Here is a 22,220-nt window from a genome sequence, read left to right on the forward strand (position 1 = left end):
GTAAGGCCATTTAAAGATGGCCGAAGCCTATTCTTTTCAGTTTGTTTCCCTGCTTCCGGAACTAGCGTTGGAACTTCCAGTCGATTAACCCAGTTAACTCCGACTGCGGCGTGGCGAACTAATGGCATTTTCTTTTTATATCCAGTAGTTCCAAATAGCCATACTTTCTCGCAACTAGACACCCCACTATGTCGTCCATGCCCATCGATGCCTGCCATACGCAGATACCGCACACCGACACCGTGTGCGCGTGGCTGATGCAGCACGCCGGGCTGAAAACCGTCGATCTGGAGCGTGCCCGGCGCTTGTCCACCGACGCCTGCGACCTGTTGGGGTTGCTCACGCGCCTGGGGTTGGTGTCCGAAATCGAACTGGCCCGCGCCTGGGCGGCGTTGCTCGGTGCGCCGCTGTTGCTGGCCGATGCCGCGCCGCCGCTGCTCGACCCGTTGCCCACGCTCACCGAGCGCTTTATGCGCCATTACCAAGTGGTGCCGATGGGGTGGACCCAAGGCGGGCTGCGCGTCCTCGCGGCCAACCCGGCGCAGCACTATCCCTTTCAGGCCCTGGCCTACGCCTGCGATGTGCCGATATGGCTGGCCATCGGCCCGCGCAACGAAGTCGATACGTTGATCGAGCGCTACTACGGCCAGGGCCGTTCCGCCATGGGCACCCTGATCGAGAACCTCGATGAGCAGGGCGGCGCGCTGGAAGATATCGAACACCTCAAGGACATGGCCTCCGAAGCACCGGTGATTCGCCTGGTCAACCTGATCCTGCAGCGGGCGGTGGAACAGCGTGCATCGGACATCCATATCGAACCCTTCGAAAACCAGCTCAAGGTGCGCTACCGCGTCGACGGCGTGCTGCACGACGCCGAAGCGCCGCCGGCCAGTTCGTCGGCGGCGGTGATCTCGCGGGTGAAGATCATGGCGCGCCTGGACATCGCCGAGCGGCGCCTGCCCCAGGACGGGCGGATCATGTTGCGCATCCAGGGCAAGGAGCTGGACCTGCGGGTGTCCACGGTGCCCACCAGTTTTGGCGAGTCGGTGGTGATGCGCCTGCTCGACCGGCAAACCGTGCAGTTCGACTTCCCCAGCCTGGGCTTTGACGGCCAGCGCCTGGCCGCCTTCCTCGACGTGCTCGAACGGCCCCACGGCATCCTGCTGGTCACCGGGCCCACCGGTTCCGGCAAGACCACCACGCTCTACACCGCGCTGGCGCGGCTCAACAGCGCCGAGCGCAAGATCATCACCGTCGAAGACCCGGTGGAATACCAGCTCGAAGGCATCAACCAGATCCAGGTCAAACCGGCCATCGGCCTGGACTTCGCCGGGGCGCTGCGCTCCATCGTGCGCCAGGACCCGGACGTGATCATGATCGGCGAGATCCGCGACCTGGAAACCTGCCGCATCGCCATCCAATCGTCGCTCACCGGCCATCTCGTGCTCTCCACCCTGCACACCAACAGCGCCGCCGCGAGCATCACGCGCCTGCTGGACATGGGCGTGGAGCGTTACCTGATCGCCTCGACCGTCACCGGCATCCTCGCGCAACGCCTGGTGCGGCGCCTGGACCCGGCGACCCGCGTCGCCTTCGAAGCGCCGCCGGAGCTGATCGAGGAGCATGGCTTGGAGCGCTTTACCGATGAGCGCCCGATCCTGCTCTACCGGCCCGGCGCCGAAGGCGGTTACCACGGCCGCAGCGCCATCACCGAATTGCTGGTGATGAATGACGAACTGCGTGGCCTGTTGATGCGCCACGCCGACGCCGCGACGCTGGAGCAGGCCGCCCGTCGCGCGGGCCTGCGTACCTTGCATGAAGAAGGCCTGCGCCAGGCGGTGGCGGGCGTCACCTCGCTGGAAGAAGTGCTGCGCGTTACCCGTGGTGACGGCGCGTGAGTCTGTTCACCTTCCGCGCCCTGGACAGCCAGGGTGTGACCCAGCGCGGCACGCTGCAAGCCAAGGATCAAGCCGCCGCCGTCGCAATCCTGCACAAGCGCGGTTGGCTGCTGTTGCAGATCGACACGGCCGGCAGCCAGGGCCTGCGCCATGCCTTTGTGCGTGGGGCGTTGAAGGGCGCCGCGTTGGTGAGTTTCACCCAGCAGTTGGCGACGCTGTTGGGCGCCGGTCAGCCGTTGGAGCGCTCCCTGGGCCTGCTGCTCAAGCAACCCGGCCAGCCCCAGGTGCGCGCGCTGATCGAACGCATCCGCGACCAGGTCAAGGCCGGCAAACCGTTATCGGCCGCGCTGGAGGACGAGGGCGCGAGCTTCTCACCGTTGTACCTGAGCATGGTGCGCGCCGGTGAAGCCGGTGGTGCGCTGGAAAGCACCCTGCGCCAACTCAGCGACTACCTCGAACGCAGCGAGCGGCTGCGCGGCGAGGTCATCAATGCGCTGATCTACCCGGCGTTCCTGGTGGTCGGCGTGCTCGGTTCGCTGGCGTTGTTGCTGGCGTATGTGGTGCCGCAGTTCGTGCCGATTTTCCAGGACCTGGGCGTGCCGATTCCGCTGATCACCGACGTGATTCTGGCCCTGGGTCAATTCCTCGGTGCCTACGGTCTGCTGCTGTTGGCCGGGTCGATCGTCGCGCTGGGGACCCTGGCGGCACGCCTGCGCGATCCCCAGCGCCGCGAACGCTACGACCGCCGTCTGCTCGGCCTGCGGGTGCTCGGCCCGTTGTTGCAGCGGGTTGAAGCGGCGCGCCTGACCCGCACCCTGGGCACCTTGCTCAGCAATGGCGTGGCCTTGCTGCAAGCGTTGGTCATCGCGCGGCAGGTCTGCACCAACCGCGCATTGCAGGCCCAAGTGGCCGATGCGGCTGAATCGGTGAAAGGCGGCGGCACCCTGGCCAGCGCCTTCGGTACGCAAGCGCTGTTGCCCGACCTGGCCCTGCAAATGATTGACGTCGGCGAACAGGCCGGCGAACTCGACAGCATGCTGCTCAAGGTCGCCGACATCTTCGACGTCGAAGCCAAACGCGGTATCGACCGCCTGCTCGCGGCCCTGGTGCCGTCCCTGACCGTGGTCATGGCGGTGCTGGTGGCGGTGATCATGCTCGCGATCATGCTGCCGCTGATGAGCCTGACCAGCCATATATGAACCTTCAAGGAACCCGATCGATGAGAACTCAACGCCGTCAAAGCGGTTTCACCCTGCTGGAAATGCTCGCGGTGATCGTGCTGCTGGGCATTGTCGCAACCATTGTGGTGCGCCAGGTCGGCGGCAATGTGGACAAGGGCAAGTACGGCGCGGGCAAGGCGCAACTGGCCAGCCTGAGCATGAAGCTCGACAGCTACGCCCTGGATGTCGGTTCACCGCCCAACAGCCTGCAGCAACTGGTGGACAAACCCGGGAATGCCGCAAGCTGGGCCGGACCGTATGCCAAACCGTCGGAGCTGAAAGACCCGTTCGGCCATGCGTTCGGCTATCGCTTCCCGGGCGAACATGGGGCCTTCGACCTGATCTTCTACGGCCAGGATGGCCAACCGGGCGGCGAGGGCTACAGCGCCGACCTGGGCAACTGGGAATAACCCGCCCATGCCCCAACGCGGCTTTACCTTGCTCGAGATGCTGGCGGTCATCCTGTTGATCAGCCTCGCTGTCGGGTTGTTGGGGCTCGGTGCGCGCCAGGCCGTGCAGGCGGCGAACGAGCGGCGCGTGGTCGGGCAGATGGTCGACGCCCTGCGCACCACGCGGGCCGGGGCGATTGTTAGCGGGCGTGCGGCCAGGACCGAATTCGATCTGCAGCGCCTGACCTTCCAGGCGCCGGGCCGCGCCCCTCACGCGTGGCCGGCGAGCCTGCGAGTCACCTTGCACAGCGCCGAACAGGTCGCAAGCGCCGTAGAGTTCTACCCCGATGGCAGTTCCACCGGCGGCAATCTGCTGCTGGCCAACGGCAGCCGGCGTTGGCGCATCGACATTGGCTGGCTGACCGGCAGCGTGCAGTCCAAGGCGCTGCCATGAAGCGCCAGGCCGGGTTTACCTTACTCGAAATGCTCGCCGCCCTGACGTTGATGGCGGTGTGCAGCACGGTGTTGCTGGTCGCCTTCGGCCAGAGCGCGCGCTCGTTGGCGCAAGTGGCCCGCAGCGATCGCCTGAGCCATGCCGCCCTCAGTGTGCTGGACCAGGAAACGGCGGGGCACCTGGCCGACGGGGTCCGCCAGGGCGAGCTGGACGGCATCCATTGGCAACTGACGTGCGTGCGCCAGCAACCGCAGCTGTATCGCCTTGACCTTATTGTCAGCGAGGGCTCGCACCAGGCCCGTTTCAGCACATTGAAGGTGCGCCAGTGAGGTGCCGCGAGCGGGGCTTCACCCTGCTCGAAATCCTCGTGGTACTCAGCTTGCTCGCGGTGCTGCTGGTGTTGTTGAGCGGCGCGTTGCTCGGCGCCAATCGCGCGGTGTCCAAGGCCCAGCGCTATACCGTCAGCCTGGACGAAATGCGCGCCGCCCAGCAGTTCTTACGCACTGCCATCAGTGAAGCATTGCCACTGGATGTCACGGAAGACGAAAGCCAGGCCGATGGGTTTTTCGTGGGCACCTCCGAGCGACTGCAGTTTGTCGCGACGTTGCCCGGTGTGCTCGGCGGTGGGATTCAGCGTTTCACCCTGCAACGGGGCGCAGAGGATTTGCAGGTGGCGTTCTCGCGGTTGGAGGCGCAGACCACGGTCTCCCGCGATGAGCCGCAAGTGCTATTGACGAACCTTGCGGCGCTGCAGTTCAGTTATCGCGGCGTATCGCCCTTGGGCCAACCCACCGGATGGATTGACCAGTGGCCGTGGCCCCGGCGCTTGCCCGCTGCGGTACGGATTGCCGCGCGTGTCGACGGGCCGGTGCCCTGGGTCACCGAGGTGATTGCGTTGCGCTTGAACCTGTCCAGCGGAGCCACGGGCGAATGAGGCGTCAACGCGGGGCGGCGCTGCTGCTGGTGCTCTGGGTGCTGGCCTTGCTCAGCGTGTTGCTGGGTGGCTTGGCCGCTTGGGTACAGCTGGAAAGTCGCCAGGCGCTGTGGCATCGCCAGCACACCCAGACGGTGCTGGCGGCCGAAGCCGGCGTCGCCCTGGCGATGGCCGATCCACGCTGGATCGCCGATGGTCGTGAAATGCCGCTGACTTTCGATGACGCGCAGTTGCACGTCAGCCTACGCAGCGAGCGCGGCAAGCTGTACCTGATCAACGCCGAGGCGGATGACCTCACGCGCCTGGCCCTGGCCTGCGGCGCCACCCCGGCCCAGGCCACGCAACTGGCCAAGGCGTTGGAGGCGCGGCGCAACCAGGGCCTGGCGCCGTTTCGCGTGCTCGAAGAAGTGCGCCAATTGCCGGGCATGACCCAGGCGCTGTACAGCCAATTGTTGCCCGAGATCACTTTGTGGAGCGACCTCGATCGGCCCGCTCCGGCGTTCGCCAGCGCCCTGATGCGCCAGGCCCTGAACCTGCCGCAGCAGAGCGCGCAGGGCGTCGATCCCGGCGAGGTGCTGGTGGTCGACAGCCGCGCACAGCGCCCCGGCGGTTATGAAGCGCGTTTGCACGTCACGGTTTTATTGAGCCCAACGGAGGACGGCGCACAGCCCTACCGGGTGTTGCGTTGGCAAGAATGAATCGACTGGAACCCATCGCCCGGTATTGGCGTGGCAGCCTGGCGCAACAAGGTTGGCGCCTGTGGCTCGCGGAGCTGCGTGCGTGCGTGCCAGCGTGGCTGGCGCTGCACGAGCCGCCCGAGCAGCGCTATCACTGGCCGTTGAGCGAGCCGGTTGAGCTGGCGCCGGGCAACGCGCGCCAGGTGCTGGTGCTCGCGGCCGACGCCGTGCTGGTGCAAACCGTGCAGTTGCCCGTAGCCGCTGCCCGCAACCTCAGCGCCGTGGTCGGCTATGAACTGGATCGCTACACGCCGTTCGAGGCCGACCAGTTGTACTTCGTCGCCCGCCAGGAGCGGCGCACGCCGACCCACCTGCAGGTGACGCTGGTGGCGATCCTGCGCGAACGCCTCGATCAGATCCTCAGCGACGGTGCCGCCCTCGGTTTGCATCCTCATCGCGTGGATGTGGGCAACCTGGGCATCGACCTGCTGCCCGCGCCTTTGCGCCCACGTTCGCGCCCGGCAGGCAAGGGCTTGCAACGCAGCTTGCCGTGGCTGTGCGGCGCGTTGCTGATCGCGGCGATGCTGCTGTGGCTCAACGACCGCCAGCGCGTGCTCGACGCCATGCACGAAAGCGTCCAGCAGCAAAAAGCCCAGGTCGCCGAAGTGCATGCGCTGCGTCAGCAACTGCTCACCACCCGCGGCGCGGCGCAGTACCTGACCCGGCGCAAATTGGCCCAGCCACCGCTGGTGGCGCTGCTCGACGACCTCACCACGTGCTTGCCCGCCGACACCTGGCTCGACCAGTTGGACATCAAGGGTCGAGACATTGCCTTCTCCGGACAAAGCGCCAAGGCCAGCGCCCTGATCACTCGGATCAAAGGCTGCCACCGCCTGGACAACGCCCAGTTTGAAGGGGTGATTCAACCCGATGTGCGCAGCGGCAAGGATCAGTTTGCCTTGCGTGCCCATCTTCGCCCGGAGGCCGCCGATGCGCCGACCCCTCACACCCCGTGAACGCCGTGGCACGGCCTTGCTGATCCTGGCCGTGGTGCTCGGCGCGGCGTACTGGCTGTTGATCGACAGCTGGTTCGCCGGGCCCTTGCGTGCCATGGGCGAACAGGCCGAGCAGTTGCGCGAACAGCAGCAACGCTATGCCGGTGTGTTGCGCCAGGGCGATGCACTGCGCGAGCAACTGGACCAGGCCCGCCAGGACCCGGCCAGCCAAACCAGCCTGCTGCCGGGGGATGACCCGGATGCGGTCGCCGCCGACCTGATGCAACGCCTCGCCGATTTGATCAACCGCCACGCCACCCTCGGCGGCGGCTGCAGCCTGAGCCAACGCAAACCGATCACCCCGGAGCAGGACGACGGCGAACCGTATCGACAGGTGCAGGTCAGCCTGACCCTCAATTGCGCCATCGAACCCTTGACCGCGATCCTGCATGAGCTGGAATACCAGCCGCCGTTTCTGTTCGTCGATGAGCTGCGCATCCGCCGTGGCAAACAGGCGCCGGTCAGTGGCGGGGCGGGGCAGTTGGTGGTGCAGTTGCTGGTGCGCGGCTACCTGCAACCGCAGGTGGCCCGATGATCGGTGTCTTGCGCCCCTTGGAATGGGGCTTGCTCGGGTTGGTCGGGGTATTGGGCCTGTTGATGGCGGTCATCCTGAGCAGCATCGGCGACGAACCGCAGTGGCTGCCCGAACCGGCCGTGCGCGAGCATGCCTCTGCGCGGGTGCGAGTCGCGCCCAGCGTCGCGTTGGACCGCCTCGCCGCCACGTGGCAAACCCCGCTGTTCAGTGCGGATCGCAGCCCCGATCGTGCGGTCGGCAATACCCAGGCCAGCAGCCTGGCCAACCTGACCCTCAGCGGCATCCTGATCACCGGCAACCTGCAAATGGTGATGCTCAAGCAAGCCGACGGTCGCCCGCTGACCGTGCGCCTGGGCCAGGTGCTGCCCAACGGCTGGCGCCTGGAACACCTCACGCCGCAATCCGCCCGTTTTACCCTGGACGGTCGCACGCAAACCTTGAGCCTGTACGCCAAGCGTTTGCCGCCGCCGTCGACCCGGCCACCGATTTCCCTGCCTCGCGAGCCCCTCCCTTGATCGACATGCGCACCTCGTTGTTTTGCCTGACTACCGCCGTCTCCCTGGGAGGCTGTGGCTCGCTGCCCGAGCGTCTCGACGCAGACGACGCTTTACTTCACGAAGCCATGCAAGGCACCGGCGCGCAACGCCCGCCGAGTGAGACGCCGGCGGTGGACAGCCCGCCGCCCGCAGCGAAGGCGCCGGCCCAACGCCAGTTGATACGTGGCAACCAGCAATTCGTGCGCCCACCCAGCGCCAGCCCGCGTGACGAAGAGCAGGGCGGCGGCGATATCGTGTTCAACTTCGCCGACCAGCCTATCGAAGCGGTGATCAACAGCGTGATGGGTGACCTGCTGCACGAGAACTACAGCATCGCCCAAGGGGTGAAAGGCAGCGTCAGCTTTTCCACGTCTAAACCGGTGGACAAACAGCAGGCGCTGTCGATTCTCGAAACGCTGCTGTCCTGGACTGACAACGCGATGATCAAGCAGGGCAAGCGCTACGTGATCCTGCCGGCCAACCAGGCGGTGGCGGGCAAGCTGGTGCCGCAAATGAACGTCGCCCAACCGTCCAGCGGCCTGTCGGCGCGGCTGTTTCCGTTGCGGTATATCTCCGCCACCGAGATGCAGAAACTGCTCAAGCCGTTCGCCCGCGAAAACGCCTTTCTGCTGGTGGACCCGGCGCGCAACGTCCTGAGTTTGGCCGGCACTGCGGAAGAATTGGCCAACTACCAGGCCACCATCGACACCTTCGATGTGGACTGGCTCAAGGGCATGTCGGTGGGCGTATTCGGCTTGCAACGCGCGTCGGTGGCCGAGCTGATGCCCGAGCTGCAAGCCATGTTCGGCCCGGACAGCGGTATGCCCCTGGCCGGCATGCTGCGCTTTCTGCCGATCGAGCGGACCAATTCGGTGGTGGCGATTTCTTCCCAGCCGCAGTACCTCAGCGAGGTGGGCGACTGGATTCGCACCATCGACGAAGGTGGTGGTAACGAGCCGCAGATGTATGTGTACGACGTGCGCAACATGAAGGCCTCTGACCTGGCCAAATACCTGCGGCAGATCTACGGCAACGGCGCGATCAAGGACGATACGCCGGCCAAGGTCGCACCGGGGTTGCGCACCACTACGTTGTCATCGCTCAACAACAATGCCGGTGGCCTGCAGAGCACTCCGCCGCCGGCTGAAGAACCTGAGCAAAGCGCCGAAGCGCCCGAACCCGCAGCGGATAAAAGCCTCGAAGCCGGCACCCGCATCACCGCGCAAAAAAGCAGTAACCAACTGCTGGTGCGCACCCGCCCCGCGCAATGGAAAGAGATCGAAGCCGCGATCAAACGCCTCGACAACCCGCCGCTGCAAGTGCAGATCGAGACGCGCATCCTCGAAGTCAAACTCACCGGTGAACTGGACCTTGGCGTGCAGTGGTACCTCGGCCGCCTGGCGGGCAACTCCTCCAGCACCACCGTCGCCAACGCGTCCGGCAGCCAGGGCGCGCTGGGCGGTGGCGGGGCAGGGCTGGGGGCGTCGGATTCGTTGTTCTATTCCTTCGTCAGCTCCAACTTGCAAGTGGCCTTGCACGCGCTGGAGACCAACGGCCGCACGCAGGTGCTGTCGGCACCGTCGCTGGTGGTGATGAACAACCAGCCGGCGCAGATCCAGGTCGGGGACAACATCCCCATCAGCCAGACCACGGTGAATACCGGTAACGCCGACAGCACCCTGAGCAGCGTCGAATACGTGCAGACCGGGGTGATTCTGGATGTGGTACCTCGCATCAACCCGGGCGGCCTGGTGTACATGGACATCCAGCAGCAGGTCAGCGATGCCGAGAGCCAGACCAGCAGCAGTGACACGCCGGTAAATCCGCGTATCTCAACGCGCTCGGTCTCGACTCAAGTGGCGGTGCAAAGTGGGCAGACGGTGTTGCTCGGCGGGTTGATCAAACAGGACAACGCCGAGAGCGTCAGTGCCGTGCCGTACCTGGGCAAAATCCCCGGCCTGCGCTGGCTGTTCGGCAACACCAGCAAATCCAAGGACCGCACTGAGCTGATTGTGCTGATTACGCCGAGGGTGATCACCAGCAGCAGCCAGGCGCGGCAGGTGACGGATGATTATCGCCAGCAGATGCAGTTGCTGAAGCCGGCAAACTAACGGACTGCGGTAAAAAAACGTGTGCGGGCTTGCTCGCGATAGGGTGGCGTTCGGGTCTCGGTGATCGGAAGTCGACCGTGCCAGCAACCGCGCGGGTTACCACCCTTTCCAGCGGCCTTGTTTTTTCAGGGTGGCGATGATGGCTTCGCGCTTGTGGCGGATTTCTACCATCCTTTGGCGCAGTTCGCGGCAGCGTTTGCTGTTGAGGATTAGTAGGCCGGTCAGGGGGCTGAGGAGGGCCATGGAGTAGATATAGATGTTGGGGCCATAGGTGATTGCGGGAAGTGAAACCAGTAAGCAGGCCAAGTAGACAGCTACGTTTATCCAGATTCCGTGAATGCGGCCGTACAACACTTGGGATTTTGCAAGAAAAAAACTCACACCTATCGCCAACATACTAAAAAACCAATTGCGTAATGTTGCATCTTCCGGCGCTCCGGAAAGATAGGTGTCCAGTATCAGCACACCGCTCATCGCAATTGAAAAACAACCCGCAAACATCCAGCCACCGATAACCAGCCCGTAGCGCTTGCGTAAAGTTCGTGGGTCCTCTAGGTAAAAAATCGAATAGTAGAGGTCTTTTCCGCTCAGCGTTTCCCAGTCAGTTGTCGGGCTGTTGCTGTACCCCAATTTTTCCAGTGCCTTAAGTGCTCGCTGCTTTTTCACTGGCTGATCTCTTCGTAGATACCGATAGCGAGTGTATTAACATTTCCCGATATCGAGCTGCTGGTAACCCCCAGGACTACCGATCGTGCATCTCGTATGTGATTGATCGTGGCTCGTTGCATCTGTGTCGCACTGATGCGTTTGGTAGCCGTTCCAGCGACTTTTTTCAGCTTGAGCAGTTTCGTTGTCAAACGAGGGTCGTGGATTTTGAGCAATTCATCATTCAGTTTTGTTCGTTCCTGTCGGGTCAGCCCTTTCAGTACTTGCCGAAGAGGTTTTCCCGTTGTCTTGGTAGCGACACTGATAGTTTTCGCTGTCGTCAACGCTGATGCTGAGACCCCCAACAGCGCGACACCATCCAGAACCGCAATTGCTGCCTGATACCACGCTTCACTGTCGAGGCGATCAATAGCTTGCGGAGCGATCACCTCAGCGCTGGTCCTGCCCACCCCAATAAAGCATTGGGTTACGCTGGCCACCATGGCTGCCTGGCCAATAAACGAGATCACCGCACTCGTCCCCGCTGTAAACGGTATCAGCATGAACCCGCTAGTTACGACCAACCAACTTAGCAGCGCCCCCGCACACGTCACCGCCGTACTCATCGCCTCAGCCATCAACCTCGACTCTCGCGGCTCATGTTCCAGCATCCGCTTGAATTCCACCGGCCCCACATACCGGGGCGCTTCACGCAGCACCACGGTAATCGGCCGCACACTGCAAGTCGCCTGGAACTCGCGCAGTGTCACCACGTTGAACGCTTCGTCGATGTACACCACCCCCGCGCCGATCAGCGCCGGGTCGGCGTCGATGGCGAAGAACAACCGCCGCAGGTTGAGGCTGCCTTCGAGACGTTGGCGCGTGTTGAGATGGGCTGAGAGATATCTATCCTTGAACTGGGAGATCGTCATTCCTTAACTCCTGATTGGCGAGAGTCGAGAGAGTAAAGATGGCGTCGCGCGGATGAATGTCGGAAGTTTCGTTTTTTCAAGAAAGGCACTTCCCAATCCCGCCCTGGCGTCTTGTGAGCGGCGTATCGATTCAGGAACAGTGCGCCCCACGTCGCTACCGACGCATAACAGGACAGGGAGCTCACATGGCCGTCGATATGTTTTTGAAACTGGGCGATATCAAGGGTGAATCACGGGACCAGGCCCATCGGGATGAGATTGATGTCAGCGAGTGGACGTGGGGGGTGTCGCAGACCGGGTCGATGCATTCCGGCACCGGTGGCGGCGCGGGCAAGGCCGACTTTGCCAACCTGAACCTGAAAAAGCCGCTGGATAAATCCAGCCCCAACCTGATGATGGCCTGCACGACCGGCAAGCATTATCCCGAAGCACGACTGGTGGTGCGCAAGGCGGGCGGTTCCAGCCCGGTGGAGTATCTGGTGATCACCCTGAAGGAAGTCATGGTGGTGTCCTACGGCACCGGTGCTGAAAGTCAGGATGAGGTGCTCTACGACAGCATCGCCTTGAACTTCGCCAGCGTCGACGTCAGCTACCAGCCGCAGAAGGCCGACGGCGCCAAGGACGGCGGGCCAGTGAAGTTTGGCTGGAATATCCGGCAGAACGTCAAAGCGTGAAGCTGCACCTTGTGCCCGGATAGCGCGTCTTTGTGCATCCGGGCGCCAGTCTTCGTCCCTTCACTATTCCTGCAACAGCACTACCCGCTGCTTCAGTCCCACAAGGCACGACCGCCTTGCGCCGGGCCTCACCGATGTTGTGTCCGGCCCGGACGAAATCCCCCCCGCGAATCAAGGCCGCCATACCGGCGACAGCTGTTCATCAAGGCTCCAATGGGATTGGCCGGGCCTCAGGCAAACCCCGCCAACCCAGCGTTCATGGCTGGCGTGGTCCAGCCAATAAGCATCGCCGCTCAGCACGGCGTGCCCCAACGCAGTCAACGCCAGTACCCGCCGAGGCCATTCAAGATGAGCCTCGGTTTCTGTCAACAAAGGCCGCTCGCCGTCGATCAACGGCCGCAGCAGCGCATGGAACATCATGTCCCCGAGGAACGGCAGTGGTTCGCGCTTGCCCATCAACTCGGCAAACACGCGCCCGAACGCGACCGGCCCGGCTTCGGCGATGTACGCCAGGGACAGACGTTCGGTCAGTGACAAACCATCCCTCGCACCTGGCAATTCCTGCAACTGGCTTCGCAAGGCGGGTGCCAGCAAGGGTAGGGCGGGATGCGTACCCTGGGCCAGTGCCGCCACCTCAAGCGGAGAACTGGCGCAGTAGGCTGACCATGCCTCACGGGCCAACTGCACCGCGTCGTCATCGATCAAGCGCCGCTGCGGCCATAACCACGCCAGTACATCGGGGGCCAATTGGCCAATGCCAATAAAGCGTTCTACCCCTGGAATTCGGTCCACCTCGATCAGCTCCAGCTTGCGTGGTGCCTGGTCAAGACCGGCCAGGGCGCGGATCAGGAACAGTTGGTCATACGCGTCCGCCTCGCACCACAGCACGCTGTGTTCGGCGCTGGCCAAGGTTTCCAGTTGGTTGTATTCATCGGCGACACGGCGTGCGACATCCGCTTCGCCCAGGCCAAAAGTCTGGCTGATGAATGCGCTGCGCATGGCGCGGAATTCGTCGCGGGGCAGGTCGCGAACCGGGCCCATGCACAGTGGGTCGCTGAGCATCTGGAAGTGGCCCTTGAACCCCGCCACTTGCAGGCTATGGGCAATGTCGTTGCCACAGCGCCAATGGGTGGTGCGGACTTCGTCGCTGGCGGCGAAGTCGGGATGGCGGGCGGCGAAGTCGATGGCGTCGACATGGGCCTTGAGCTGGGGCCAACTGCTGAAACCCAGCTGTTTAGCGATCTGCCATTGAGCCTGGGACAAGGTGGCGTCGGGGTTTTCGCTTTTCAGGCGTGCCAACAGTTCCTTGGCGCGCTTGCGCTGCTGCTCAAGGTTGAGACGGCCATCAGTGGTCGAGGATACGCGGCGTTGCGACATACGAGCTCCTTGCACACCTTTTCCGCTTTAAGGTTGGGAGTCGTAGAAACGAGGGAGTGCTTCACTGTCTTGGGCGCAGCCCTTTCCGCGGAAGGTGGCGTAGAGAGCGCCAGGCGGCAAATATAGGCAGGGCAGGGGCTGATTGCAAGGCGCCCGCCACAGAGCCGGTCGCCATCGTTTGAACTTTTGCTATGAAAAGCCCGCTCGCCTGCTTCACCATTGCGCCTGACCGAACCATGAGGAGCATCGCGTCCATGAGCGCACTGATCGAAACCCGCGCCCTTGCGTGCCGGGATGAGCGTCGCCAGGTGGCTTTGCTCCAGCCCACTGACTTCGCCCTGCACCGCGCCGACCGCGTATCGATCACCGGCCCGTCCGGCTCCGGCAAAAGCGTGTTCCTGCGGGCACTGGCGTTGCTGGACGCGCCCACATCGGGGCAGGTCTTGTGGAACAACCGGCCGATCACTAACGCAGACATTCCCGAGTACCGCAGCCGCATCTGCTACCTGTCCCAACGCCCGGCGCTGATCGACGGCACGGTGCAAGACAATCTGCGTTTCCCCTTCAGCCTCAAGACCCTGCGTAAACGCCGTTTCGAGCTGACGACCGTCACGGCGCTGCTGCAGCACGCCGGCAAGTCGCCCGACTTCCTGGCAAAAAACGCCAGCGACCTGTCGGGCGGCGAGTCCCAGGTGGTGGCGTTGATCCGCACGCTGCAGCTCAATCCCGACGTGCTGTTGCTGGACGAACCCACCGCCGCCCTCGACCCCGCGTCCTCGCACGATGTCGAAGCGCTGATCGACGCCTGGTTCGCCAATGACCCCACCCGTGCGTATGTCTGGGTGTCCCACGACCTGGAACAGGCCCAACGCATGAGTGACATCCACTTGCACATGCGCGCCGGTGTGCTGAGCGGAGCCACCCAGCCATGAACTACCAAAACCTGACTGCGCTGGACATGGCCATCGCCGCCTCGCTGATCCTGATCAACGGCGCGCTGTCGCTGGCGTTGCGCCTGGGCCTGGAGCGCCAGTTGTTGTGGGCCGCCGTGCGTACCGTGGTGCAACTGCTGGCGATCGGTTACCTGCTGGGCTGGGTGTTCGCGTTCGCCTATTGGTACGTGGTGCTGCCGCTGATGTGCGCGATGACCCTGATTGCCGGCCTGTCGGCGGCGGGGCGTGGGCGGCGGACGTACCGTGGGCAACGGATCGACAGCATCGTGTCGGTGTGGGGCAGTTCGTGGCTGGTCACGGCGGTGGGCTTGTTTGCGGTAATTCGTATCCACCCGTGGTACGAGCCGCAGTATGCGATCCCGATCCTCGGCATGATCCTCGGCAACACCCTGACCGGCGTGTCCTTGGGGATCGAGCGCATGACCCAGGAACTGACCTCGGGCCGCAACACCATCGAGATGATCCTGGCCCTCGGCGGCTCACGCTGGGAAGCGGCGCAGGAAGCGATCCGCCAGGCGGTGCGCGCCGGGATGATCCCGACGCTGAACCAGATGACCGTGGTCGGTATCGTCAGCCTGCCCGGCATGATGACCGGCCAGGTGCTGGCGGGGGAGAGCCCGGTGGACGCGGTGCGGTACCAGATCGTGATCATGTTTTTGATCGCCGCTTCGTCGGCGTTGGGCACGGTCGGCGCGGTGCTGCTTACCTACCGGCGCCTGTTTTCCAGGAGTCATCGGTTTTTGCGGGATCGGCTGCAAGAGCGCTGAAGGTCAGGCGACGAGCCGTCGATGATTGTTTCATCAGCTGAAATGCTCGATTGTAAATCCTGGTGATTCCATCGATAGACGCCGCGGCGGAATATGCCTGGCGTCAAGCCCCCCACTTCTTTGGAGCCTTTCATGTCCCAGTCTGCGATCAAACTCTATGGTTTCCCCCTGTCCGGCCATTCCCATCGGGTCGAGCTGATGTTGTCGCTGTTGGGCCTGCCCAGTGAATTCATCCTGGTAGACCTCAAGCAAGGCGCGCACAAGGCCGCTGAATTCGTCGACACCATCAACCCGTTCGGCCAGGTGCCGGCGATTGATGACAACGGCACCGTACTCGCCGATTCCAACGCGATTCTGGTGTACCTGGCGAGCAAGTACGGCAACGGCCAATGGCTGCCGAGCGACCCGCTGGGCCAGGCGCGTGTGCAGCGCTGGCTCTCGGCCGCCGCCGGTCAGCTCCACGTCGGGCCGGCGACCGCGCGGCTGGCGGTGGTGTTTGGCGCGGATGTCGATACCGTGACCGCCATCAGCCGCTCCCACGCTTTGCTGCAATTGGTTGAACAGCAACTGGGCCAAAGTCGCTTCCTGGCCAGTGAGCAGCCGAGCATTGCCGATATCGCCTTCTATACCTACGTGGCCCACGCGCCGGAAGGCAATGTGTCGCTGGCCGACTACCCTCAAGTGCGCGCGTGGCTGGCCAGTATCGAAGCGTTGCCGGGTTTTGTCGGCATGCCACGCACGGCGGTGGGCCTGCAATCACAGTAACCTTCAAGAGGGGCGTCGATGGACCGATTTCATGAAATGCAGGTGTTCCTCGCGGTGGCCGAGGAGGAGGGCTTCGCCGCCGCCGCGCGCCGCCTGAACACCTCGCCGCCCAGCGTGACCCGGGCGATTGCCGCGATGGAACAGCGCATCGGCACCCAATTGCTGGCGCGCACCACCCGCAGTCTGCACCTGACTGAAGCCGGCCAGCGCTACCTAGAAGACTGTCGACGCATCCTCGCCGAGCTGAACGAAGCCGAGGAAGCGGCGGCGGGCAGTTATTCCATCCCCAGTGGGCAACTGACCGTGACCGCCCCGGTGCTGTTTGGCGAGCTGTATGTGGCGCCGTTGCTGGGGACGTATCTCGATCGTTTTCCCCTGGTGAACATCAACGCCTTGCTGGTCGACCGCGTGGTGAACATGACCGACGAAGGCGTCGACGTGGCCGTGCGCATCGGTCATCTGCAGGAGCCGGGGCAACAGGCGATCCAGGTCGGTGAAGTGCGGCGGGTGGTGTGCGCATCGCCCGGCTATCTCGATCAGCACGGGCGGCCGCAACGTCCCGAGCAGTTGCGTGAAGCCAAGATCGCCACGTCGTCGGCCAGCCAATTGATCAGCGAGTGGCAATTCGTCGACGGCGACCGGCTGCTGACGGTGCCCATCGCGCCGCGCCTGGTGGTCACGGCAAACAACGCCGCGATCAACCTGGCGCGCATCGGCTGGGGCTTGACGAGGGTGCTGTCCTATCAGGTGGCGGCGGCGGTGGCGGCCGGTGAGCTGGAGATTGTCCTCGACGCGTTCGAACCCGCGCCGCTGCCGATCCAGGTGGTGTTCCAGAAGGGCGCCCGTGTACCGGCGAAGGTGCAGACCTTCGTCGACTTCCTCACCCAGCGTTTCGCCCAGGACCGGGGCCTGAACCCGGCGCCGCAGCGGCCTAGCTGATGGAGCGCTATCGCGACATGCAGCGGTTTGCGGCGCTGGCCGGGCAACCGAGCCTGGCTGCGGCGGCGCGCAGTGCCCAGGTGTCGGGCGCGACGCTGGTGCGTGCGCTGGCGCGGTTGGAAGCACGCCTGCACGTGGCGTTGCTGCAGCGCAGTACGCGGGGTGTTAGCCTCACCGACGCAGGCCGCGCCTACCTGGCCGACTGCGTACGCCTGCTGGCCGCCGTGGACGCCGCCGAAGCCTCGGCCAAGGGCTCGCATGTGCAGGCCCAGGGCAATCTGCGGGTGTTCTTGCCGTTGCTGTTCAGCCGGTACGTGATGGCGCCGATCTTGGCCGGTTATCTGGACCGCCACCCCGATGTGTACCTGACGGCCCGCTACCACGACTATTACCCCAACCTGCACGAAGAGGGGCTGGACGTGGCGATCCTGGTCGGCGCGTTGCCGAACTCGTCGCTGATCGCACGGCCGGTCGGCCAGGTGCGGCAGATCCTTTGCGCCAGTCCCGATTACCTCGCTGCCCACGGCGCACCCGCGCACCCGGACGATCTCAAACAACATCGCCTGATCGCCAGCGCCGATCAGGTCCACTGGGATTTCCCCCACGCCCACCTCAAGGCCCGTACACGCCTGCGCTGCGCCACGGTGCAAGGTGCGATCAATGCGGCCGTGCATGGCGCGGGGATCATCCGTTGCCTGAGCTACCCGGTTCACGAGCACCTGATCAGCAATCAGTTGCGCCGCGTCTTGCCCGCCCACGAGTTGGCGCCGTTGCCGGTCAACGTGGTCTACCGCGAAGGCCGCCATGCACCGATGCGCGTGCGCAGTTTTGTCGATCACTGCGTGGCGGCGCTGCGCGAGCATCCGGCGTTTCAGTTGGCGTAATGCTCGATTGCTCAACATGGGTATTCTCTCGCTGCCTGGCGGGGCGCAGCATTGGGTTATCTAACTCGAGGTGATCGCCATGAACCCGATCGAACACTCCCCCTGGCATGCCGGTGAACGGCAGATGCAAGCAAGCGCAGGTGCTGCCGAGCGCATGGACATGATTGGCGCCAAGGTGATCCGCGATCATCTGCACGAGCAACACCGAGGGTTTTATCCGCTGTTGCCGTACTTGCTGCTCGGCGTGGTGGACGCGCACGGCATGCCCTGGGCGACGATGATCGAAGGCGCGCCGGGGTTTGCCCATTCGCCCGACCCCCACACCTTGCAGATCGACAGCCTGCCGGGCACCGGCGACCCTGCACGCTCCGCGCTGCATCCAGGGGCCGCGGTCGGCTTACTCGGCATCGACCTCGACACGCGCCGCCGCAATCGCCTGAATGGCCGGGTCGGCGCGCTGGATCATGAGGGCTTTGCGGTCGATGTGGTGCAGTCCTTCGGCAACTGCCCCAAATACATCCAACTGCGGCCTGTCGATGGGGTCGCCCGTAAACCCGGGGATGTGGTCGAGCGCAGCAACTGCCTGGATGACGCCGCGTGCGCAATGATCCGCAATGCCGACACCTTCTTCGTCGCCAGTTACGTGGACATCGGCGGCGAACGCTCGGTGGACGTCTCCCATCGCGGCGGCAACCGCGGCTTCGTGCGCGTGGAAGGCAACGTGCTGACCATCCCCGACTTTGCCGGCAACCTGTTCTTCAACACCCTGGGCAACCTGCACGCCAATCCGGTGGCGGGGTTGTTGTTCATCGACTTTGCATCGGGGGACGTGATGCACCTGGCCGGGCGCACTTCACTGATCCTCAGCGGGGCCGAGGTGGCGCGGTTCGAGGGCGCGCAGCGGTTGTGGACGGTCACGGTGGAGCAGGTGGTGCGCCGCCCGGCGGCGCTGGCGTTGAGGTGGGGGGTTGCGGAGTTTTCGCCGTACAGCCTGGCGATGGGGCGTTGGTAGGGCGGTGCTGGAAAGCCTGGGGTGGCGAGCGGGTGGTAAAACCTTCATCCCTCCCGTACCATTCGCCCCCCTCGCAGTGACGCGAGGCGCAGCGCCAGGATGGCTCATTGCATGTCTTTCCTGTGGCGTATGCAGCTCCCTTTTTGCCCGCGTTCAGGATTCGACATGTTTTGCTTTTCCAGGCCTTTGGCCTTGCTCTTAATGGCTGCAGCCTTGGCGGGGTGCGGTACTCAGCCCGCGTCGCTGATCAGTCAGCCGCTGCAACCAGGCCCCGAAGAACCGGTGGCTTATCTTGTGGGCTCCATCGGCCCGCAGAACCTCAATGCTTCTCCCGCACCCAACCAGCGCCTGTTGTTTCGCAAGCGTGGCTCCGCCTTCGGGGCCGCCGGTATATGGGTCGGTGCCGGGCGGGAAACGCCTCAGGATGTGAAGGACCAGGCCGGTGCCGCCAGTGTGTTCGTGCTGCCGCTCAAACCGGGAGATTATGAGTTTTATGATTTCCAGTTCTTCTCCAGCAACTATTCACCCACCCTGGGCACCACCTACACCTCGGTCCAGGCTCGGGAGAAGTTCAACCTGCCGATGCGCCTGCAAGCCGGCAAGGCCTATTACCTCGGTGAATTTCGCTCGCTGTGCCTGGGGGCTTCCCTGTGCGCCTTCCGTTGGCGTGACCAGCAAGGTCGCGATGAACCGATCGCGCGACAATCGGTTCCGCGCTTGCCGGCGCTGGAGTTGATACCGCTGGATTATCGCAGCGCCGCCCCGCATATCATCGCGCCGCTGTCTACCGCTGCGGGCCAGAACACCCTTCAAGAGATGCGTCCATGAACCGCGTTATTACCCTGAGCGTCCTGGCGCTGCTGACTGGCTGTGCGGCCACCAATACCCTGCCCGAGCGCGCGTTGCCCGACGGTCAGGACTACCTCAAGCCGATCCATGTCATGGTCGACGACCCGCTGAATGCCGCGCAAATCCGTAACCAGTTACGCGAAACCGGAGTGTTTCGCAGTGTCGAAACCGGCCAGGGCAAGGCAGGGGATTATTCGGTGTTGATCCGCTTCAATAGCCAGCGCGATTTGCCACCTTTCCCGGTAATTCTGCTGAGTACGGCGACACTGTTTTTGCTGCCCTTGTCCCAGAGTATCGACACCACCACCGAGTTTTCCCTGCAACAAAATGGAAAGCTGTTGAAGCAATACAGCTATCGCAACGTCACCCACAAATACACCTGGCTGCTCGATGGCAGCGGCGGGATGCAGCAAGAGAACGTAAACCGTATCACCCGTGCCTTTGCCCAGGATGTACAACGTGATGGCCTGCTGCCTGTGGAGCACACGCAATGATCAGGATCACCTTAATGGCTGCCGTGCTGTTGCTCGGCGGCTGCAGCACCGCCCTCAAGCCCCTGGACTACAAAGCCCAGCACGCCTATGTGCCGATGAGTGTCACCATGCCGCCGCCCGAATCCCGGTTCGATCAGCAAAAGCAGCGCGAAGTCATCCAGTTGCTGCGTGATACCGGCGCCTTCAGTTTCCTCGACGGTGGTTTCAGCAAGACCGGCTACAGCCTGCTGGTCGACCAGAGCGGCGGTAAAGGGGCCGGAGTGCTCCCCGCAGTACTCGGCGCTCTGACGCTGCTGACCGTGCCAGTGCCCTACACCTACGAGCGCCAATTGCATGGCTCGGTGTTCAAGGACGGTCAACTGTTGAAAACCTATGCCTACAAGCGCGGCGGCTGGACGGCCACGACCTGGTACATCCCCATGATCGAACCTCGCAGCGAGAGTGAAATGCTCGGCGACCTGATGCGAGACCTGGACCGTGATCGCTTGATTCCCTATCAGTGAGCCGGTAGGGAATCAAGCGATCGCGCCGCAGCGGCAACCCCCGCGTCGCCAACAGCGTGTGGCTTTGGCTATCGTCGAGCGCCAGGGGCGGGCAGGTCAGCGTGACATAGGGATAAACGCCACACTCCCATCCGCACGCTGGTGAAACAGCCGCTCGCCATTGTCCGGCTGAGTGGTGATCACCTGATGATCCGTGCCCAGGTATGCCAGGGGCGTGGGATCGTCCTTGGAGAACTGCGCGACGATAATCGTGTGTTGCGGGTCGAAGCGGCGGCCGCTGGTGCGTTCCAGCCAGGCCATGAACGCAGCGCTGTCGCCCTGGCGGGGGAAGTCCTGGGTTTCGGCGACGTAGTAGAACGGCTGGCCGTCGTTTTGCAGGTACATCGGCAGTTTGTTGTCGACTTCCACCAGTACCATTTGCCATTGGTTCCACGGCGCGGTCTTCTCGGCTTGAGCGTGCACATCCTCGACGAAACGGGTTACGCCGCCATTGCCGTTGGTCCACGGGTACGCCACGCCGAGCACCAGCAGCATCAGTGCGGCGGCAACGCCAAAGCCTTTCTGCCAGCGCGGCCAACTGGCGGGTTTTTTCGCCAGTCGTTCGCTGAGCCACCACGCTCCCAGCAACTGGGCAAACGGTACCAGCGGCAGCACGTAGTAACTGCGGCGGCTGCCGCTGGCGGTGAAGAACACGAATAGCAGCCCGAGGCCCCATACCAGCCAGCGCACGTTGGGCGGGGTCTGACGCCAATGTCGCACGGCCAGCCACAGGCCGAGCAACCAGCACGGTGCCCAGGGCAGGGTGTAGGCGGGCAGGTAAATCAGATAGGTATAGATCGGCCCCATATGGTCGAAGGGGTCGAAGAAACGCACGACGTTTTCGCGGAATACCAGGGCCAGGCCGCTTTCGCCGTAGGTCGGCGCGCCGTAGAGGTGCGACAGCACAAAGGGGATGGCATAGAACCCGGCGGCAATCAGCAGCGCCAGCACCACGCGCAGGTTGAGGTGACGTTTGTAGCGATGCTCGCTGAGCAGGTGCGGCAGCAGCACCAGGCCTGGCAGCACAAAACCGATCAAGCCCTTTAACAACGAGGTCGCGGCCAACAGCAGGAAAAACACCGTGTAGCGCCATAGTCGTGTGTCATCCGGCCCGCGCCAGTACCACCACACCGCCGCCAGCACGCCACACACAGTGAGCACGTCCGCCGTGGCCACGCGTGCCCAGAACAGGAAATAGAACGTGGTGGCGAGCATCCAGCCGGCAATCAGCCCGGTGCCTTTGCGAAACAGGCGCTCGCCGATCAGGTACACCAGCCAGATGCTCAACCATGCGGAAATCACCGACGACAGGCGCAGCGACCAGGGCCCCAGGCCGCCCATCAGGTTGGCGAACCCGGTGATCAGCCAGTAGGAGGGCAGGGGCTTGTCGTAATACGGCGTGCCTTTGAGGTAGGGGTCGAAGTAGTCACCGCTTTGCAGCATCTGCACGGCGATGTTCGCCCAGCGGGTTTCCGGGCCCCATAGGTCGCGACTGCCCAGGCCCAGCAGCAGAAGCAGGGCGGAAACGCCCAGCAATAGCAGCAAGGCGCCACGTTCGGTTTTCCAGACAGTCATGGA

25 protein-coding genes are annotated in these 22,220 nt (G+C 63.7%); 21 read left to right on the plus strand and 4 right to left on the minus strand.

Annotated elements, in window-relative coordinates; translation table 11 throughout:
- Positions 1-188 precede the first annotated feature (188 nt).
- Genes gspE through gspD form a run of 11 tightly spaced genes read left to right on the plus strand, consistent with a single transcriptional unit; the run spans position 189 to position 9,809 of the window.
- Complete coding sequence (gene gspE / locus ACP7CJ_RS20410; protein ID WP_276193761.1) at positions 189-1,898, plus strand: type II secretion system ATPase GspE; 1,710 nt, start codon at positions 189-191, stop codon at positions 1,896-1,898.
- Entirely contained in the window at positions 1,895-3,097 is a 1,203-nt protein-coding gene (gene gspF, locus ACP7CJ_RS20415; RefSeq protein ID WP_276193760.1) for a type II secretion system inner membrane protein GspF, read from the plus strand. The genes gspE and gspF overlap by 4 nt, the downstream gene beginning before the upstream one ends.
- Before the next feature lie 20 nt (positions 3,098-3,117).
- On the plus strand, positions 3,118-3,528 hold the full coding sequence (gene gspG / locus ACP7CJ_RS20420) for a type II secretion system major pseudopilin GspG (protein WP_276193759.1): 411 nt from the start codon (positions 3,118-3,120) through the stop codon (positions 3,526-3,528).
- 7 nt (positions 3,529-3,535) lie between these two features.
- Positions 3,536-3,961: a pilus assembly FimT family protein gene (locus ACP7CJ_RS20425; protein ID WP_426101321.1), complete on the plus strand. Its 426-nt coding sequence runs from the start codon at positions 3,536-3,538 to the stop codon at positions 3,959-3,961.
- Positions 3,958-4,290, plus strand: a complete 333-nt coding sequence (locus tag ACP7CJ_RS20430; RefSeq protein ID WP_426101323.1) for a type II secretion system protein — start codon at positions 3,958-3,960, stop codon at positions 4,288-4,290. The genes ACP7CJ_RS20425 and ACP7CJ_RS20430 overlap by 4 nt, the downstream gene beginning before the upstream one ends.
- Entirely contained in the window at positions 4,287-4,895 is a 609-nt protein-coding gene (locus ACP7CJ_RS20435) for a prepilin-type N-terminal cleavage/methylation domain-containing protein (RefSeq protein ID WP_426101325.1), read from the plus strand. Before ACP7CJ_RS20430 ends, ACP7CJ_RS20435 begins: the two co-directional genes overlap by 4 nt.
- A complete protein-coding gene (locus ACP7CJ_RS20440; RefSeq protein WP_276193755.1) occupies positions 4,892-5,593 on the plus strand; it encodes a general secretion pathway protein GspK in 702 nt (233 codons plus the stop codon). Before ACP7CJ_RS20435 ends, ACP7CJ_RS20440 begins: the two co-directional genes overlap by 4 nt.
- Entirely contained in the window at positions 5,590-6,588 is a 999-nt protein-coding gene (locus tag ACP7CJ_RS20445) for a PilN domain-containing protein (RefSeq protein ID WP_276193754.1), read from the plus strand. Before ACP7CJ_RS20440 ends, ACP7CJ_RS20445 begins: the two co-directional genes overlap by 4 nt.
- Positions 6,563-7,162, plus strand: coding sequence for a type II secretion system protein GspM (gene gspM, locus ACP7CJ_RS20450; protein WP_276193753.1), 600 nt, complete (start codon positions 6,563-6,565; stop codon positions 7,160-7,162). The genes ACP7CJ_RS20445 and gspM overlap by 26 nt, the downstream gene beginning before the upstream one ends.
- Positions 7,159-7,677, plus strand: coding sequence for a general secretion pathway protein GspN (locus ACP7CJ_RS20455; protein ID WP_276193752.1), 519 nt, complete (start codon positions 7,159-7,161; stop codon positions 7,675-7,677). Before gspM ends, ACP7CJ_RS20455 begins: the two co-directional genes overlap by 4 nt.
- Positions 7,678-7,682: 5 nt before the next feature.
- The gene (gene gspD / locus ACP7CJ_RS20460) at positions 7,683-9,809 is read left to right on the plus strand and encodes a type II secretion system secretin GspD (RefSeq protein WP_276197962.1); all 2,127 of its coding nucleotides are present in this window, start codon (positions 7,683-7,685) and stop codon (positions 9,807-9,809) included.
- 96 nt (positions 9,810-9,905) lie between these two features.
- On the opposite strand, the gene ACP7CJ_RS20465 is transcribed toward gspD, so the two are convergent.
- Complete coding sequence (locus tag ACP7CJ_RS20465) at positions 9,906-10,475, minus strand: hypothetical protein (protein WP_426101327.1); 570 nt, start codon at positions 10,473-10,475, stop codon at positions 9,906-9,908.
- On the minus strand, positions 10,472-11,386 hold the full coding sequence (locus ACP7CJ_RS20470; RefSeq protein ID WP_426101329.1) for an NAD synthetase: 915 nt from the start codon (positions 11,384-11,386) through the stop codon (positions 10,472-10,474). The genes ACP7CJ_RS20465 and ACP7CJ_RS20470 overlap by 4 nt, the downstream gene beginning before the upstream one ends.
- 185 nt (positions 11,387-11,571) lie before the next feature.
- Between ACP7CJ_RS20470 and ACP7CJ_RS20475 the strand changes: the two genes are divergently transcribed.
- Complete coding sequence (locus tag ACP7CJ_RS20475; RefSeq protein ID WP_426101331.1) at positions 11,572-12,060, plus strand: Hcp family type VI secretion system effector; 489 nt, start codon at positions 11,572-11,574, stop codon at positions 12,058-12,060.
- A gap of 171 nt (positions 12,061-12,231) precedes the next feature.
- Here ACP7CJ_RS20475 and ACP7CJ_RS20480 read toward each other — a convergent pair whose 3' ends face one another.
- Positions 12,232-13,437, minus strand: a complete 1,206-nt coding sequence (locus tag ACP7CJ_RS20480; RefSeq protein ID WP_426101333.1) for a DUF1835 domain-containing protein — start codon at positions 13,435-13,437, stop codon at positions 12,232-12,234.
- 254 nt (positions 13,438-13,691) lie between these two features.
- Here ACP7CJ_RS20480 and ACP7CJ_RS20485 point away from each other — a divergent pair, with 254 nt between their 5' ends.
- The 9 genes from ACP7CJ_RS20485 (at position 13,692) to ACP7CJ_RS20525 (ending at position 20,603) form a co-directional block, all read left to right on the plus strand.
- On the plus strand, positions 13,692-14,369 hold the full coding sequence (locus ACP7CJ_RS20485; protein ID WP_426101335.1) for an ABC transporter ATP-binding protein: 678 nt from the start codon (positions 13,692-13,694) through the stop codon (positions 14,367-14,369).
- On the plus strand, positions 14,366-15,157 hold the full coding sequence (locus tag ACP7CJ_RS20490) for an ABC transporter permease (protein WP_253397130.1): 792 nt from the start codon (positions 14,366-14,368) through the stop codon (positions 15,155-15,157). Before ACP7CJ_RS20485 ends, ACP7CJ_RS20490 begins: the two co-directional genes overlap by 4 nt.
- 132 nt (positions 15,158-15,289) lie before the next feature.
- On the plus strand, positions 15,290-15,922 hold the full coding sequence (locus ACP7CJ_RS20495; RefSeq protein ID WP_426101337.1) for a glutathione S-transferase family protein: 633 nt from the start codon (positions 15,290-15,292) through the stop codon (positions 15,920-15,922).
- Positions 15,923-15,940: 18 nt separating this feature from the next.
- Complete coding sequence (locus ACP7CJ_RS20500) at positions 15,941-16,861, plus strand: LysR family transcriptional regulator (protein ID WP_426101339.1); 921 nt, start codon at positions 15,941-15,943, stop codon at positions 16,859-16,861.
- Positions 16,861-17,745 (plus strand): LysR family transcriptional regulator, encoded by an 885-nt coding sequence (locus ACP7CJ_RS20505; protein ID WP_426101341.1) that lies wholly within the window; start codon positions 16,861-16,863, stop codon positions 17,743-17,745. Before ACP7CJ_RS20500 ends, ACP7CJ_RS20505 begins: the two co-directional genes overlap by 1 nt.
- Before the next feature lie 79 nt (positions 17,746-17,824).
- A complete protein-coding gene (locus tag ACP7CJ_RS20510) occupies positions 17,825-18,757 on the plus strand; it encodes a pyridoxamine 5'-phosphate oxidase family protein (RefSeq protein ID WP_426101343.1) in 933 nt (310 codons plus the stop codon).
- Between the two features lie 201 nt (positions 18,758-18,958).
- Positions 18,959-19,585 carry a hypothetical protein gene (locus tag ACP7CJ_RS20515; protein WP_426101345.1) on the plus strand — a complete coding sequence of 209 codons (627 nt, stop codon included), beginning with the start codon at positions 18,959-18,961 and terminating at the stop codon, positions 19,583-19,585.
- The gene (locus tag ACP7CJ_RS20520; protein ID WP_276193742.1) at positions 19,582-20,100 is read left to right on the plus strand and encodes a hypothetical protein; all 519 of its coding nucleotides are present in this window, start codon (positions 19,582-19,584) and stop codon (positions 20,098-20,100) included. The genes ACP7CJ_RS20515 and ACP7CJ_RS20520 overlap by 4 nt, the downstream gene beginning before the upstream one ends.
- Complete coding sequence (locus ACP7CJ_RS20525) at positions 20,097-20,603, plus strand: hypothetical protein (protein ID WP_426101347.1); 507 nt, start codon at positions 20,097-20,099, stop codon at positions 20,601-20,603. Before ACP7CJ_RS20520 ends, ACP7CJ_RS20525 begins: the two co-directional genes overlap by 4 nt.
- A gap of 96 nt (positions 20,604-20,699) precedes the next feature.
- Here the strand turns inward: ACP7CJ_RS20525 and ACP7CJ_RS20530 are convergent, their stop codons facing one another.
- Positions 20,700-22,217 carry an ArnT family glycosyltransferase gene (locus ACP7CJ_RS20530; protein ID WP_426101349.1) on the minus strand — a complete coding sequence of 506 codons (1,518 nt, stop codon included), beginning with the start codon at positions 22,215-22,217 and terminating at the stop codon, positions 20,700-20,702.
- Between the last annotated feature and the right edge of the window lie 3 nt (positions 22,218-22,220).

Source organism: Pseudomonas sp. PSPC3-2, assembly GCF_049897085.1.
Taxonomy (GTDB): domain Bacteria; phylum Pseudomonadota; class Gammaproteobacteria; order Pseudomonadales; family Pseudomonadaceae; genus Aquipseudomonas; species Aquipseudomonas paraveronii.